The sequence below is a fragment of the Roseinatronobacter monicus genome (assembly GCF_006716865.1).
In the GTDB taxonomy this organism is placed as follows: Bacteria; Pseudomonadota; Alphaproteobacteria; order Rhodobacterales; family Rhodobacteraceae; genus Roseinatronobacter; species Roseinatronobacter monicus.
Window position 1 is genome coordinate 3,420,115 of sequence record NZ_VFPT01000001.1, and the last position, 15,555, is coordinate 3,435,669.

Consider the following 15,555-nt stretch of genomic DNA (forward strand, 5'->3'; position numbering starts at 1 on the left):
CGAAGCACGGCTTATTGCCAAGCCCTGCCTATGTAGAATCAGCGCCAGAACACGTGTACAGGCAAAAACCTTGTTGTGAGCGGGTCATCAGCACTTGTTTTTCTGCATGCGCAAACAAATCTGAACTGGTCAGTTTAGCGTATTTGGTTTAGTTTTCGCCTCGTGATCCATCGGAGTGGTCTACATGCGTGTTTTTCCGTTAGTTACTGCGGTGGCAGTAACGCTTGTTCTGTATCTTGCAATCATGGAACGCGACGCCTTGCTCGGCTTTGCGGGGGTGATGACGGATGAGCTACAGGAACAGTCAGACGCAGACACCCCAGAAGCCCCGCGCGTACGTGTGCTGGCCCAGCGCTCTGTCGCGCAGCCGGTTGCAACCACAGTCGTTCTGCGGGGCCGGACAGAGGCCATGCGCCAAGTCGAAATCCGCTCGGAAACATCGGGGCTGATCGTATCAGACCCGTTGCGCCGTGGCGCGAGTGTGCAAGCAGGCGACAGGCTGTGCGAGGTGGCACCCGGTGTGCGCAAGGCGGCACTGGACGAAGCGCAGGCCCGCATGACCGAAGCTGAAATCAATTTCCGCGCCGCATCTGGCCTGTCGGAAAGCGGTTTTGCCACGGATGTGCGCTTGGCCAATGCGCGCGCGGCCCTGCAATCGGCACAGGCCGGTGTCGACCGCGCGGTTGAGGAAATGGCCCGTCTGGTCATGCACGCACCCTTCGATGGCATTCTGGAAACCGACACGGCGGAACTGGGCAGCCTGCTGCAACCGGGCGCATTATGTGCAACGCTAATTCAGTTGGACCCGATCAAGCTGGTTGGATACGCGACCGAGGCACAGGTTGACCGGCTAGAACACGATGCACCCGCAGGCGCGCGGCTTGCCTCTGGGCGCGAAGTGATGGGCACGGTCAGCTTTATCGCGCGCTCTGCCGATGCACAGACCCGCACCTTTCGCGTCGATGTCACCATTCCCAACCCCGATGGCCGAATTCGTGACGGGCAAAGCGCCGATATCATCGTTCAGGCGCAAGACCAGACCGGGCACTTGCTTCCCAGCTCGGCCCTGACGTTGAACGACACGGGCGAGTTGGGCCTTCGGCTGGTCGATGATGCGGGGCTTGTCAGCTTCGCGCCCGCCCAGATCCTGCGCGACAGCGCCGAAGGCATCTGGCTGGCCGGACTGCCTGACGAGATTGGCGCCATCACCGTCGGGCAGGAGTTCACCCGCGAAGGTGCGCGCGTGCATGTGACATGGGATGACAACGCTCAGGAGCAGCAATGATCGGCATTGTCACATGGGCCGCCAACCATGCGCGCATGGTGATGGCGCTGCTGGTCATGGTGCTGGGCGCTGGCACTGCGGCCTATTTCTCGCTGCCCAAAGAGGGCGAGCCGGATATCGAGGTGCCCGCCGTCATCATTACCGTGCCCTTCCCCGGCATCTCGGCAGTGGATGGCGAGACGATGCTGGTCAAGCCGATGGAATCCGAGCTGTCCGATCTGGACGGGCTGAAAACCCTCAGTGCCTTTTCGGCGGACGGGTTCGCCGCCGCAGTGCTGGAATTCGAGTTTGGCTGGGACAAGACCGCCACAATGGCGGATATCCGCGACGCGATGGGCCGGGCCGAAGGTAAATTCCCCGAAGGCGCGCAAAACTACTCGATCGCGGAAATCAACTTCTCGCAATTCCCTATCATCATCGTGGCGGTCGCGGGCGATGTGTCGGAACGCACGCTTTTACGCGCAACCCGCGATCTGCAATCGCGGATCGAAGGGCTGGATTCCGTTCTGGAAGCTGAAATCGCTGGCTCGCGCGATGAAATGGTCGAGGTGCTGATCGACCCGTTGCGGCTGGAAGCCTATAACGTCACGGCGGGCGAGTTGATCCGCGTGGTCACCCAGAACAACCAGCTTGTCGCTGCGGGCGAGGTGGAAACCAATCTTGGCGCTTTCTCCGTCACAGTGCCGTCCAGCTTCAGCAGTCCCGAAGATATTTATCGCCTGCCGGTCAAGGTGAATGGCGATTCGGTCGTCACCTTGGGCGATCTGGCTGATATTCGCCTGACCTTCGCAGACCGCGAAGGGACCGCCCGTTTCAATGGTGAAACCAACCTTGCCATTCAGGTGGTCAAGCGCAAGGGCTTCAACGCCATCGACTCCACCGCCCAAGTGCGCGAGGCGATCGAGGCAGAGCGCGCTTCTTGGCCCGAGGAACTGCAAGCCGCCATTCGGATCACCCCTGCACTGGACACGTCGATCCAGACAGGAGAGATGGTCACACAGCTTGAAGGTTCGGTGCTGACAGCCATTGCTCTGGTGATGATCGTGGTGCTGGCCGCCCTTGGCGCGCGCTCGGCGCTGTTGGTGGGGCTCGCCATTCCGACATCATTCTTGCTGTGCTTCATCCTGTTGGGGCTGATGGATGTCGCGGTGTCCAATATTGTGATGTTCGGGCTTATTCTGGCAGTGGGCGTGTTGGTGGATGGCGCGGTCGTGGTGACCGAATATGCCGACAAACGCCTTGCCGAAGGTGACGGCCCGATGGAAGCCTATGTCAAGGCCGCCAAGCGGATGTTCTGGCCGGTGATCGCCTCGACCGCGACGACGCTTTGTGCGTTTTTGCCCATGCTGTTCTGGCCCGGTGTCGCGGGCGAGTTCATGGGGCTGTTGCCTGTTACACTGATCTTTGTGCTGACAGCATCGCTTGTGGTGGCGCTGGTTTTCTTGCCGGTCCTTGGTGGCATCACAGGCCGCCTTGCGCGTAAACTGGGCTATATGACAGAAGCCTTGCGCCCGTTGCCTTTGCTGGTGTGCCTGACGGTTGCCGGTGTGTTTGTGGCAGGGCTGGTGCTAGGGGGGCTGTTGTTGCTTAATCCGGGGCTGCTGACCGGGGGTACAGATGCGGCCCGAAGCTTGTCGCAGATGCTGCCGGGTGCTGTGCTGATGGCCCTCTCGGCGATGGGCATTTCCACAAGTTTCGCGGCCATCACCTCTCCGCGTAAACCCCGGCGCATTGATGCCGCCCGCAAATATTCCCCGGCCGGATATGTTGCCAAACTGTTCGTCGGCAACCCGGTAATGCCGGTAATACTGGTCGTTGCTGTCGTCGCGTTTGTGATCGGCGTATTTCAGTATTACGGCGAGAATAACCGTGGTGTGGAATTCTTTGTCGAAACCGAACCCGAGCAAGGCATCATCTATGTCCGCGCACGCGGCAACCTGTCGCTGACCCAAAAAGACAACCTTGTGCAACAGGTTGAACGGATCGCGCTGGCGGAAGACGGGCTTGCATCTGTTTTTGCCTTTGCGGGCGATGGCGGTTTGGACACCAACACCGCAGGCGAAGGGCCGCCCCGCGATGCGATTGGCCAGATCCAGTTTGAACTGACCCATTGGCGCGAACGACAGGGCCAGCCACACTTGAGTGGGCAGGCCATTCTTGACCGCCTTGATGAACAATTCGAGCAGATTCCGGGCATTTATACCGAGTACCTGATCGCCTCTGGTGGGCCAGCAGGGGCGAAACCTGTGCATTTGCGCCTGACAGGCGATGATTTTGGCGAACTGGAAACCGCGTTCGAGACGGTGCGCGCACGCTTTGCAGATATGCCCGGCCTGTTTGATTTGGAAGATTCGCGCCCTGTGCCCGGCATCGACTGGCAAATCAATGTCGATACCGAAATGGCAGGCCGATTTGGTGCAGATGTGGCCACGATTGGCGGCATGGTGCAACTGGTCACGCGCGGGTTGTTGCTGGACACGATGCGGGTCGATACTTCGGAAGAAGAAATCGACATTCGCGTGCGCCTGCCCGAAGGTGACAGACTGCTGTCGACGCTGGACACGTTGCGGGTGCAGACAAATTTCGGTCTGGTGCCGCTGTCGAATTTCATCACCAGTGAAACCGTTGCCTCTCGTGGGCAGATCGACCGCGTGAACCAGCAACGCTATTACGATGTGCTGGCGGATGTGCGCTCTGGTCTGGTGCGGATCGTGGACCGCGAGGGCGAGACGGTGCGCGTTCTGACCCGCTCTGAAGTGGTGGCGCGCGAACATGAGACTGGCTCGCCCGAATATCAGCGCGTGCGCGAGACATTGGCCGAGATCGAGCGCAATGGATGGCGTCAGGTGCCAATCACCGCCACCGAACGCATCACTGCGCTGACCGACTGGCTGAACACCGAAGCGCCATTGCCTGCCTCCATCGGGTGGGAATGGACCGGTGAGCAGCAGGATCAGGAAGAAAGTACCGAATTCCTTACTGTTGCATTCAGTGCTGCATTGGGCCTGATGTTCGTGATTTTGCTGACCCAGTTCAACAGCTTTTACAATGCGGTTCTGGTACTGCTGGCCGTGGTTTTATCCTCTGCCGGGGTGCTGATCGGGATGCTGGTCATGGACCAGACCTTTTCGGTCATCATGACGGGGACAGGCATTGTTGCGCTGGCCGGGATTGTGGTGAACAACAACATTGTGCTGATCGACACCTATCAGAATTACGCAAAGATCATGCCCCGGATCGAGGCCATCATCCGCACAGTCGAGGCCCGCATCCGGCCCGTTTTGATGACCACCACAACCACAATGGCAGGCTTGACCCCCATGATGCTGGGCCTGTCGATTGATTTTGCGGGTGGCGGCTATTCCATCGACAACCCCACAGCGCTGTGGTGGAAGCAACTGGCGACGGCTGTGGTTTTCGGGTTGGGCGTCGCAACAATTCTGACGCTGATGCTGACGCCTGCGCTGCTGGCGCTGCGCGTCTGGGTGGAAAAAGGGGCCTATAGCGGGGCGTTTGGTCTGGCTCGCATCTTCTCGCCGCGTGATTCGACGGCGCGGCGTGACCATGCATTGCAGAAAAAACTGCGCGGTATCCGGGATGCAGAATTGATCTGGGACGTGCCGCCAGAACCCAAAGAGGTGCAACTGCCGCTGCAACTTGGCGAACCCTTGCCCCGCGACACACCCCCCTTACGCGCGGCAGAGTAGCTATATCATCAGGCCCAAGGTGCCAGCACTGCGCGCAGATCAACTGTTGCGCGCAGCCGCTGTGCCAGCAGAAACATGCCACCGATCTTGCGGTGCATGAAAAGCAAATCGGCGGGCGGGACGTGCCAGAAATCCTTTGCAGCGCCCAACTCGGCCCCTGCGATGGCCAAATCCTCGATCAGGGTCGCGCGGCCGAAATCATAGAGGCTGGCCTGTCGCAAGGGCGCACTGGCCTGCACCGCCAGATCAACGATCAACGCCTGTCGCGCCTCTGGCTGATCGGGCGCGAAATAACCAAGCGCAAGCATCTGCTCCCATATCGCCACGCGATCTTTCGCAAGAAAGGCGCGCAACAAGCCGCGATACTGCGCGGCAATATCGGGCGCAATATCGCGGGTTGCGCCAAAATCCAGCAACACCAGTCGCCCATCCGGGGCCAGACGATAATTGGCGAAATTCGGATCGGTCTGCATATAGCCCAACTCAAAAATCTCGCGCAGGACCAGCGTGATAAGCTGCGCGACCGTGGTGTTGCGGATGTCTTGCGCGGCATCGGCCAATGCCTCTATCGGGGCGCTCTCGACATAGTCCATGGCCAGAATACGCGGTGTGCTGAAATCCTTATGGTGCTGCGGCACAATGAAGGCAGGGTCGTTCTGCATCGCTGCGCCATAAGCCGCAAGCGCGGCCGCCTCGCGCAGATAATCTGCCTCCTGATGCAGTTGCGCGCTGGCCTCGGTCAGAAGCGGTGCGATCTGCATGCCCTTCGGCAAAACACCCGGCATACGCATCAGTCGCCCCAACGTGGCAATATCGCTGTCGATGCTTTCTGCCACACCCGGAAACTGCACCTTGATCGCCAGATCAGTCCCATCGCGCAACCGTGCCCGGTGCACTTGCCCGATTGAAGCCGCAGCAAGCGGGTGCACATCGAACCGCGCGAACTGCTTGTGCCAATCAGCGCCCCATTCAGAAATGAGCACCGCCTTTAATTGCTTTGGCGGCATTGCGGGCGCATTTGCCTGTAACTGGCCAAGGATCGCCGTTATTTCCGTAGGCAAGGCAAAACCGTTTTCCATCGACAACATCTGGCCCAGCTTCATGGCCGCGCCGCGCAGATGCCCCAATCCCCCCGCAAGGCGCAAGGCATTGGCCGAGGTCAGCGCCGCTTGCGCCAGATCGGCCCTGCGCCCACGCATGAGATTTGACGCAACACCCCCCAGTGTTGCACCCAGAATGCCCCCTGCGACACCGCCAATACGAAGGTTGCGCGCAAAAGCACGTTGCGGGACCGAGCGCGGCGATGGGGGCGGATCTTGCGACATGAAGGGGAATTTGGCGCGCTATCAGACAATGTCGAGGGGGTTCATTCAATTGTGCTGCGCGTGTCCTTTTTGTTGAGGGGGCTGCCGCCCCCACCCGGCCTGCGGCCGTGTTCCCCCGCGAGTATTTTCGGCAAGAAAATGAAGATTGTCTATGATCTGCTTTTATCGTGGCGCAGCCCCTTCAGGGGGGGTGCAGGTAGGAGAATTGCGCTGCTTCAAAGTTAAAAGCCCCTGCCGATTGGCAGGGGCTTTTAAGTGGCGCGGTTGACGGGGCTCGAACCCGCGACCCCCGGCGTGACAGGCCGGTACTCTAACCAACTGAGCTACAACCGCGCGATAAGCGCCGTTTAGGCAATCCGGAAACGCCCGTCAAGCACAAAGCGGCAGGAAATTCCCTCGCTGGGGCAAAATCAGGCCTTGGCGCGCGCGCGACTGCGCCGCCACGCAAGCCACCCGAGAACCGAGAGATAAAGAAGATCCGCCAGCACAAATGTCAGCCATGTGCGCAAGAATAGCAGGCCCACAAAAGCGCTCATCCCGATCATGATCCAGATGGCGTTTTCACGCGCGATCCGCACGGCCTTGAGCGATGGGGTCGGCAGACGCGAGACCATCAGAAAACCGACCCCCGCCAGATACAGGGCCACCAGAAACGGCGCGCGCGTAGGGTCCAGAACACCGGACAGGCCCAGAAAGACAGGCAGCAAACCCAGCATCGCGCCCGCTGGCGCAGGCACACCCACGAAATGCCGCTGCACCGGCCCGTCCGGTGCTGCACGCGAGATGTTAAAGCGCGCAAGCCGCAGACAGGCGCAGACTGCAAAAACCAGCACAAAGGTCCACCCGACGCCGGCCATCGGCCCAGCCAGCGCATAGCCAAACACCAAAATGCCGGGCGCGACCCCGAAACTGACAAAATCTGCAAAACTGTCGAGTTCCGCACCAAATGAACTGGCAGCATTGAGTTTGCGCGCCAAAAGACCATCAAACCCGTCCATCACGGCGGCGAAGATGATCAACGCGGCGGCAAGCTCGAACCGACCATCAAAAGTGTAGCGAATAGCGCTCAGCCCGGCACACATGCCCAGTATCGTCACCAGATTGGGCACGAGTTGCAGCAGGGGCAAGCGCTCTCGCGGCATGGTTAACGGGCCTCGGCCAAGCGGCGGGGTTCTTGTGCATACAGATCGGCAATGACCGTCTCGGCCGAGATCATGGTCTGCCCCAGCGCGACCATCGGCTCGACGCCCTCGGGCAGGTAAACATCCACCCGAGACCCGAAGCGAATCATGCCAAACCGCGCGCCTGTGGCCAGAACATCCCCTTCTTTGACCTCACACAGAATGCGCCGCGCAACCAGACCGGCAATCTGAACAACCGCGATCTTGCGACCATCCTCCATCTCGATTGCCAAAGAGTTCCGCTCGTTCTGCTCGCTTGCCTTGTCCAGCGAAGCATTGAAAAACTTGCCCGCTCTGTAGGAAATATTGGTGATCTTTCCACCGATTGGCGCGCGGTTCACGTGGCAGTTAAACACATTCATGAAAACCGACACGCGTGTCAGCGCGGCGCTGCCCATGTTCAACTCGGCAGGGGGGATTGCGGGTTCAATCAACGAGATTACGCCATCCGCCGGGCTGACCAGCAAACCGTCGCGTATGGGCGTTTGGCGTTCAGGGTCGCGGAAGAAATAATAGCACCAGACTGTCAGAACCACCCCGATCCAGCCCAAAGGCTGCCAGATCACGAACAGCAGCAGCGTGACCGCTGCAAAGATACCAATAAACTTGTAGCCTTCCTTATGGATCGGCTTGACGACTGTCGAAAGCATGTCAGCGGCCATCGGGCCTCCTTCGCGAGGTTAAAGTGGGTCTATGTCACCCTGCGCGCGGTCGGCATGAAAGCGGGCCACGAACTGGTCAAGCTTGCCCAAGGAAATTGCATCGCGCAACCCTTGCATAAGCCGTTGATAATACGTCAGGTTGTGCCAAGTCAGCAACATCGAGCCGATGATCTCGTCACTCTTGATGACGTGATGCAGATAGGCGCGGCTGTAGTTCCGGCACGCGGGGCAGGTGCACCCCGCTTCCAGTGGGCGCGGGTCATCCCGGTGGCGGGCATTGCGCAGATTGACCGGGCCACGCGCGGTCCATCCCTGCCCCGTCCTGCCCGAGCGCGAGGGCAAGACACAGTCAAACATATCTACTCCGCGCTGCACGGCGCCCACAATGTCATCCGGTTTGCCCACCCCCATCAGATAGCGCGGTTTGTCCTCGGGCAGCTGGTCCGGAGCATAGTCCAGAACCTGAAACATCAGCTCCTGCCCTTCGCCGACGGCCAGCCCGCCAATCGCATAGCCATCAAATCCGATCGCGCGCAACTTTTCAGCACTCTCGGCGCGCTGGTCAGGATAGACCGAGCCTTGCTGAATCCCGAACAGCGCATGGCCCGGGATGTCGCCAAAGGCATCGCGTGAGCGCCGCGCCCAACGCATCGACAATTCCATCGACGCGCGCGCTGTCTTCTCATCCGCGGGCCAGGGCGTGCATTCGTCAAAGGACATCACAATGTCAGACCCAAGCAGGCGCTGTATCTCCATTGAGCGCTCTGGTGTCAGCATATGGCGCGCGCCGTCTATATGGCTGGCGAAGCGCACGCCCTCTTCGGTCATGTTGCGCAGGGAGGCGAGTGACATAACTTGAAACCCGCCGGAATCCGTTAGAATAGGCCGGTCCCAGTTCATAAATTTGTGCAATCCGCCAAGATTGGCAATCCGCTCGGCGGTGGGGCGCAGCATCAGATGATAGGTATTGCCCAGCAAAATATCAGCGCCGGTTTCGCGCACAGACTCGGGCATCATGGCCTTCACGGTCGCCGCCGTGCCCACAGGCATGAATGCGGGTGTCCGTATCTCACCGCGCGGCGTTGCGATCACACCTGTGCGCGCGCGCCCATCGCGGGCCGATATGTCAAATTTGAAACCCATGCATACTGCCCTTTGCCAGACGCTCCTTTGACGCAAAAGCCATGCTTTGCCAAGTGACCGTGCATTTTCTTGCCAAAAATACTCAACTCCCACGGTTCAGGCGCGGCGCTTTCTGCGCGGGGGCAAGCGGGTGGGTGGGTGGGCGACGCCCCCGCGCTGAAAGCCAGCCTTACCGCGGTCTGCGCAAATAGACATAATATGCGCCACTGCCGCCATGGCGCGCATGGGCTTCTCGAATTTCCAGCACAGTTCCGTTCAACGGCGCCATGCGCAGCCATTGCGGCACATCATGCTTCAGCGCGCCCTGCCTGCGCGGGATCGGGCCGTCATCGCCGACTGTCTTGCCCTTGCCGGTAATCACCAGCACCAGCCGCAAGCCCTGCGCCTGTGCGCGCAGGATAAACCCGTTCAGCACCCCATGCGCTTGCGCAAGCGTCATGCCATGCAGGTCGATGCGCGCTTCGGGGTCAAGTTTTCCACGGGTCAGGCGCTGGAACTTGCGCTTGTCCATCTGCACCGGCACGCGCGCCAATGCATCGGACAAGGGGTGCGCCAGATCATGGCCGGGGGGTGGGCGCGACGGGGTTGGGCGAAAGCTTGCGCGCGCTGTCTCGGGTGTTTTGCGCAAGCTTGGCTTTGCTTCGGGTATCGGTGCCGGGTCCGGCATGAAAACCGGTCTGGCTTCTGATTTCAAAGGCCGCGTAGTCTGCACCACGCGGCCCCATAAGTCTTGATCCTCTGGCGAGAGCCCTCGCCGCCGACGGCTCATTCGCCTGTCGCCACCAACTTCCAGTTGGGGCTGTCCGAGCTCATGTCGCGCGCGAAAGTCCAGACGTCTTTCTGACGCTTGATCTCATTGGGGTCGCCTTCAATCACTTCGCCACTGTCCGCCTTGCGCACCACAGATGTCAGCTCGCCCACGAATTTGATCGTGATCTCGCCCTCTTTGGTCGTCTCGTCAAACACTGCGTCAACGATGCTCAACTCGCGCAGACCCACAAAGGTCGCGTCTACGCGCAATCCTTCTTTCTCACGCAACTGCACCACCTCATCGAAGCTGTTGAACACATCGCGCGACAGGAATGGCAGGATCGGGTCAAGATCGGACGACTCGAAGGACATCAGGATCATTTCGTACGCACCACGTGCACCTTGCAGAAATTTATCGACGCTGAATTCAGGGTCTGTGGATTTCATGCGACCCAAGGCCTTGGCCATGTCTGACCCCTCGGGCACGTGATCGGTGATATCCGTATCCGGACCCCCTTCGATCACTTCAAAGCGTGGCTTTGTTGCTGCCTCGGGCTCAGCACCCTGACGCGGCAATGGTTTTTGTTCAAAGCCGTCTCGCGATCCTAATACAGAGCGCAAACGCAAAATCAAAAAGACAGCTATTCCGGCAAGAATAAGAAGCTGGATCACGGCAGGTTCCATTGTTTCCTCGGCCAAGGGTTGGTATGGCGGGTCTGTTGCCTATGTAAGGTGGGTTGCGGGCCAAGTCCACCACATGCGACCATGTCACCCGCGAGAAGGGCGAAGTAATGTGGATTTTACTGGTTTTTCTAGCTGTTCCTATCCTTGAAATTGCACTCTTCGTGCAAATCGGGGCACAATTCGGCGTGATCGGAACATTGGCCGAGGTGTTTGCTACCGCTGCAATAGCGCTGGTCCTCATGCGGCTGGAGCCGCATCGCAACGCGCATGACGTGCGTGCAGCGCTTGATCGTGACGCCAGCCCCGCCAGTCCGATGGCCCATTCCGCCCTTCGGATGATAGCGGCAGTGCTGCTGCTGCTTCCCGGTTTCTTTACCGACACACTCGGCGTTTTATTGCTGCTTCCCTTTGTGCGGATGCTTGTACTGGCGCAATTGTTCAAAAAACTTCGGGCTGCACATGCGCGCGACGAGGTTGTTATCATTGAAGGCGAGTACGAACACCGCCCCGATCCCGAATCACCCCCGGCCCCGCGCTTGGATGACCCGGAAAAGCGGGATTGAGCCAAACCGGGCGCGCTGCTACAAGCTGCGCCAGACAAAAATTACCCGAAAAGATACAAGGAGCTTTTAGATGACTGAATCCGAACAGCAGGGCAATGGCGCTACAGCCGCCGCCGCACCCCAGCCAAAGGTCAATATGCGTATTCTTGCGCAGTTCATGCGGGACCTGTCCTTCGAAAATGTTGCAGCACAAAAAAAGCTGCAAGGCTCGAATGTGCAGCCCGACATTCAGGTGCAGGTCAGTCTGGACGCGAACAAGCGCGAAGCAGAAAACCAGTATGAGATTGGCACCAAGTTCAAGATCACCTCAAAGAACAAGTCCGACGACCAGACCTTGTTCATCGTCGAGTTGGACTATGTCGGCCTGTTCCATATCGAAGGTGTGCCACAGGAACAATTGCACCCGTTCCTGCTGATCGAATGCCCGCGCATGATCTTCCCCTTTGCCCGCCGGATCATATCAGACGTCACGCGTGATGGTGGCTTCCCGCCCCTGAACCTTGATACCGTTGATTTTCTGGCACTCTACAAGCAGGAATTGCAGCGTCAGGCGGCTGCCCAAGCGCAAAAGAGCGAAACACCTGTCGCAAATTGATCTGATGTCACGTGCTGCACAAAAGCCCCCGGTTTCGGGGGCTTTTTCATGACTTTCTGTATTTTCCCCACACGGCCGTTTCCCCCAGATCGGTGACAAAGGCGGCATGCGCCTGCGCTTCCGCTTCTGTCAGGCGCGAGGGCAGGGGTTTGGGTCGTCGTGGCAGCGGGGCGGCCCGCTGTCCGGCAGCAGCGCTTCCTTGTGCAGGTCGGGATGACAGCGCGAAATCCGGCTGCTGCCCACCCGCAAGTTCCAGATACACTTCGGCCAGAATTTCGCTGTCGAGCAGCGCGCCATGTTTCGTGCGCGCCGAATTGTTTATCGAGAACCGCCGACACAGTGCGTCCAGCGATGCGGGCGAGCCGGGAAATTTCTTGCGCGCAAGCGTCAATGTGTCGAAGGCGCGATCAAAAGACAGAAGCGGACGCCCCGCCCATTCCAACTCGGCGTTCAGGAATTTCATATCAAAAGCTGCATTGTGGATGACCAGCCTGTCATCTGCGACAAATTCCAAAAACGCATCGGCAATATGCTCAAAAAGTGGCTTGTCGCGCAGAAAGTCATCGCCCAGCCCGTGCACCTCAAATGCTTCTGGCGGCATAGGGCGCTTGGGGTTGATATACTGGTGATATGTCCGTCCGGTCGGCATAAGATTGACCAGCTCCACAATGCCGATCTCGACCAGCCGGTGCCCTTCGCCGGGTTCGAACCCTGTGGTTTCCGTATCCAGCACCAGTTCACGCATGTTCTGCCTCCAGTCTTCTGACCAGTTTCTGGACCGCCGCGCGCGTGCTGTCCATATCTGTCGTCTCGATCACGAAATCTGCGCGCGCGCGCTTTTCGGCATCAGGCATCTGGCGTGCAAGAATGGCATCAAGTTGCGCCTCATTCACGTCCGGGCGTTCCAACACGCGGGCGCGTTGCACATTTTCCGGCGCGGTGACGACCAAGACACCATCAACCTGCGCGCCCACCTCAAACAGCAATGGAATATCCAGCACAACAAGTGGGCCAGATAGAGATGCGACAAACGCCTCGCGGTCCTGCGCCACCAGCGGATGCACCACAGATTCCAGTGCAGCCAATGCCGTGGGGTCGCGCGCTATCCAGCGCTTCAACTCTGCGCGGTCAATCGCAGCATCGCGCAACGCTTCGGGGCAAAGGGCGGCAACCGGCCCGACCGCAGCGCCATCCTTGCCATACAACCGGTGCACTGCTGCATCCGCATCCCAGACCGGAACGCCCATGTCGCGGAAGAACCCAGCAGTGGTGCTTTTGCCCATGCCGATCGACCCTGTCAACCCCAGTCGATATGGCTGCCTCATGCGCGCAAAACCGCAGCGCGCAGCGCCTCGGTCACCTCTGGCTTGTGTCCAAACCACCGCTCGAACCCCGGTACGGCCTGATGCAGCAACATGCCCAGCCCGTCGACCACAACACACCCAGAGCGGTGCGCATGTTGCAATAAAGGGGTGTCCAAGGGTGTATAAACCAGATCCGTCACAACGGTTTGCGCCGAAAACAGTGTATCGGGCAACTCTAGCGCGGGCTGTCCGACCATTCCCAGCGAAGTTGTATTGACGACAAGCGCGGCATTCTGCGCGGCATCGGGCCAATTTGCCCAATCAACGATTGTGATGGGCGCCCCGAGATCCTGCGCCAACCCCTCTGCCCGCGCGCGGGTTCGGTTGGCCAGCCGAATATCGGTGACACCTGCATCTGCCAGCGCCACGATCACAGCCCGCGCGGCACCGCCCGCACCCAATATCAGCACAGGACCGTCCGCCGCACGCCACGCAGGCGCACCCGCTTGCAAGTTGCGCAAAAACCCATAGCCATCGGTGTTGTCAGCATGGACCGCGCCATTCACGAAGGTCAGGGTATTCGCAGCCCCGATCGCGCGCGCCATTGGTGTGACATCATCCGCAAGGGCAAGCACAGCTTCTTTATGCGGGATCGTCACATTCGCGCCGAAAAACCCCATCATGGGCATAACGCGCAACACCCGCTCCAGATCATTGGCTTCGACATGCAGGGGCACGTAATGGCCCTTGATCCCGTACTCCCGCAGCCATGTGCCATGCAATAGCGGCGATCGACTGTGACCAATGGGGCACCCGATGACGCCGGCCAAGGGTATCTTGCTCATCCCTCGATTTCTCCTCGCAAAGCCAGATAATTCAGCAATTCCAACAAGGGCAGACCAAGAATGGTAAAATAATCACCCTGTATCTGCGCGAACAGGCGCACGCCCTCTTCCTCCAGCTTGTATCCGCCGACAGAAGCGCCAATCGCAGGCCAGTTGCGGTCCAGATAAGCATCAAGATAGCTGTCGGAAAAGCTGCGCATGGTCAGGCGCGCGACGCCCACATGCCGCCAGACAGGTTCGCCATCATCATACAGCACAGCGGCAGACAGCAACTGGTGCGTCCCTGCACGCAGCAGGCAGAGTTGATCGCGCGCCACCTGTTTCGTCGGGGGTTTTTCCAAGACAGCGCCCTTATGCGCAAGAACCTGATCGCACCCCAAAACCAGACGGCCCGGCATACGCCCGGACACTTTGCGCGCCTTGGCCTCTGCCAATGTATCAGCGATATCGCGGGGAGGGGCCGCATCTGCCAGCAGGGACGCAATAAGCGCGGACTCGTCCACACGCGCGACGGCAACCTCCGGGTGCAGGCCCGCATTCTCAAGCATCTGACGCCTGATTTCAGAACCCGAAGCCAAGACAAGTGTCATGTGGATAACCTTGTGATCAAGCACGCCAATAAGTGATGGCAAACTAGCCAGATATCCCCAGCCATGCCAAGTGCTGTCATGTTGTGCCCGCCGCCGCAAGGGCTCGGGCCGGTCTGTCCACACGGGATAACTCGCCACGTACCGTCTGTGCAAAACCCGAATCACCAAGAGTAACAAACACGTTATTCTTGGTTTGTTCCGTTTTATACCTATGTTTTAATTGCGTTTTTTTCACGTTCAACGTGTATCGAGATTTGGCGGGGGTGTGGATAACTCTGTGCATGGAAAAGTTATCCCCATATCCACAGGCCTTACTACAACATCATTCCCTTCTATCTCTTTATTAATTAAAGAAGGACAAAACAGAGAAGAGGCAATCATGTTGAGCGATCTGTATTTGTGGATCAAGGCGTTGCATATCATGGCTGTCATCGCCTGGATGGCAGGCTTGTTTTATCTGCCTCGATTGTTCGTCTACCATGTTGAACGATCTGCCAGCGCAGAAATGGGCGCAGTCTTTCAGACGATGGAAGAAAAACTGCTGCGCGTCATCATGAACCCCGCAATGATCGTGGCATGGCTGACAGGGCTGACGATGGTCTCCATCCCCGGCCTGATCGACTGGTCCCTGATCTGGCCATGGAGCAAGTTCATCGGGCTGATCGGCATGACATGGTTTCACATGTGGTGCGCACGGCGGCGGCGCATCTTTGCCGAAGGCGGCAATGCATTGAGCGGGCGCAATTACCGCATGATGAACGAAGTCCCGACCGTGCTGATGGTGGTGATTGTTCTGTCGGTGATCGTGAAATTCTGAAGCCAGATTGACTCTGGCGCTGATATTTCGTATGCGACAGCCAACCCCGCCGTCCGGTGGGACGTGTTCCACATGAAACGATGACAAGATGTCCTGCACGTGGT

At 59.0% G+C, this 15,555-nt stretch carries 15 protein-coding genes and 1 tRNA gene; 5 read left to right on the forward strand and 11 right to left on the reverse strand.

Going from position 1 to position 15,555, the window contains the following annotated elements; translation table 11 throughout:
• Positions 1-184: 184 nt before the first annotated feature.
• Together BD293_RS16270 and BD293_RS16275 are read left to right on the forward strand one after the other, a co-directional pair.
• A complete protein-coding gene (locus tag BD293_RS16270; RefSeq protein WP_142083546.1) occupies positions 185-1,285 on the forward strand; it encodes an efflux RND transporter periplasmic adaptor subunit in 1,101 nt (366 codons plus the stop codon).
• A complete protein-coding gene (locus BD293_RS16275) occupies positions 1,282-4,992 on the forward strand; it encodes an efflux RND transporter permease subunit (RefSeq protein ID WP_142083549.1) in 3,711 nt (1,236 codons plus the stop codon). The genes BD293_RS16270 and BD293_RS16275 overlap by 4 nt, the downstream gene beginning before the upstream one ends.
• Positions 4,993-5,000: 8 nt before the next feature.
• Here the strand turns inward: BD293_RS16275 and BD293_RS16280 are convergent, their stop codons facing one another.
• From BD293_RS16280 to BD293_RS16310, 7 genes are all read right to left on the reverse strand, one after another.
• Positions 5,001-6,317 carry an ABC1 kinase family protein gene (locus BD293_RS16280; RefSeq protein WP_142083551.1) on the reverse strand — a complete coding sequence of 439 codons (1,317 nt, stop codon included), beginning with the start codon at positions 6,315-6,317 and terminating at the stop codon, positions 5,001-5,003.
• Between the two features lie 256 nt (positions 6,318-6,573).
• Positions 6,574-6,650, reverse strand: a tRNA-Asp gene (locus BD293_RS16285).
• Positions 6,651-6,727: 77 nt separating this feature from the next.
• Positions 6,728-7,459 (reverse strand): CDP-diacylglycerol--serine O-phosphatidyltransferase, encoded by a 732-nt coding sequence (gene pssA, locus BD293_RS16290; RefSeq protein ID WP_142083553.1) that lies wholly within the window; start codon positions 7,457-7,459, stop codon positions 6,728-6,730.
• Between the two features lie 2 nt (positions 7,460-7,461).
• The gene (locus BD293_RS16295) at positions 7,462-8,160 is read right to left on the reverse strand and encodes a phosphatidylserine decarboxylase (protein ID WP_142083555.1); all 699 of its coding nucleotides are present in this window, start codon (positions 8,158-8,160) and stop codon (positions 7,462-7,464) included.
• Positions 8,161-8,178: 18 nt separating this feature from the next.
• Positions 8,179-9,303 carry a tRNA guanosine(34) transglycosylase Tgt gene (tgt, locus tag BD293_RS16300; RefSeq protein ID WP_142083557.1) on the reverse strand — a complete coding sequence of 375 codons (1,125 nt, stop codon included), beginning with the start codon at positions 9,301-9,303 and terminating at the stop codon, positions 8,179-8,181.
• Between the two features lie 169 nt (positions 9,304-9,472).
• Complete coding sequence (locus BD293_RS16305) at positions 9,473-10,072, reverse strand: Smr/MutS family protein (RefSeq protein ID WP_142083560.1); 600 nt, start codon at positions 10,070-10,072, stop codon at positions 9,473-9,475.
• A complete protein-coding gene (locus tag BD293_RS16310) occupies positions 10,069-10,737 on the reverse strand; it encodes a Tim44/TimA family putative adaptor protein (RefSeq protein ID WP_142083562.1) in 669 nt (222 codons plus the stop codon). The genes BD293_RS16305 and BD293_RS16310 overlap by 4 nt, the downstream gene beginning before the upstream one ends.
• Before the next feature lie 107 nt (positions 10,738-10,844).
• On the opposite strand from BD293_RS16310, the gene BD293_RS16315 reads away from it, so the two are divergent.
• Together BD293_RS16315 and secB are read left to right on the forward strand one after the other, a co-directional pair.
• Positions 10,845-11,300 (forward strand): FxsA family protein, encoded by a 456-nt coding sequence (locus tag BD293_RS16315; RefSeq protein WP_142083564.1) that lies wholly within the window; start codon positions 10,845-10,847, stop codon positions 11,298-11,300.
• Between the two features lie 70 nt (positions 11,301-11,370).
• Positions 11,371-11,895 (forward strand): protein-export chaperone SecB, encoded by a 525-nt coding sequence (gene secB / locus BD293_RS16320; protein WP_142083566.1) that lies wholly within the window; start codon positions 11,371-11,373, stop codon positions 11,893-11,895.
• Between the two features lie 46 nt (positions 11,896-11,941).
• Here secB and dnaQ read toward each other — a convergent pair whose 3' ends face one another.
• Genes dnaQ through BD293_RS16340 form a run of 4 tightly spaced genes read right to left on the reverse strand, consistent with a single transcriptional unit; the run spans position 11,942 to position 14,634 of the window.
• Positions 11,942-12,640: a DNA polymerase III subunit epsilon gene (gene dnaQ, locus BD293_RS16325; protein ID WP_142083568.1), complete on the reverse strand. Its 699-nt coding sequence runs from the start codon at positions 12,638-12,640 to the stop codon at positions 11,942-11,944.
• Entirely contained in the window at positions 12,633-13,220 is a 588-nt protein-coding gene (gene coaE, locus BD293_RS16330; protein WP_142083570.1) for a dephospho-CoA kinase, read from the reverse strand. Before coaE ends, dnaQ begins: the two co-directional genes overlap by 8 nt.
• The gene (locus BD293_RS16335; protein ID WP_142083572.1) at positions 13,217-14,044 is read right to left on the reverse strand and encodes a shikimate dehydrogenase; all 828 of its coding nucleotides are present in this window, start codon (positions 14,042-14,044) and stop codon (positions 13,217-13,219) included. Before BD293_RS16335 ends, coaE begins: the two co-directional genes overlap by 4 nt.
• Entirely contained in the window at positions 14,041-14,634 is a 594-nt protein-coding gene (locus BD293_RS16340; RefSeq protein ID WP_425467937.1) for a Maf family protein, read from the reverse strand. The genes BD293_RS16335 and BD293_RS16340 overlap by 4 nt, the downstream gene beginning before the upstream one ends.
• Positions 14,635-15,013: 379 nt before the next feature.
• Here BD293_RS16340 and hemJ point away from each other — a divergent pair, with 379 nt between their 5' ends.
• A complete protein-coding gene (gene hemJ / locus BD293_RS16345; RefSeq protein WP_142083575.1) occupies positions 15,014-15,451 on the forward strand; it encodes a protoporphyrinogen oxidase HemJ in 438 nt (145 codons plus the stop codon).
• The last annotated feature ends 104 nt before the right edge of the window (positions 15,452-15,555 follow it).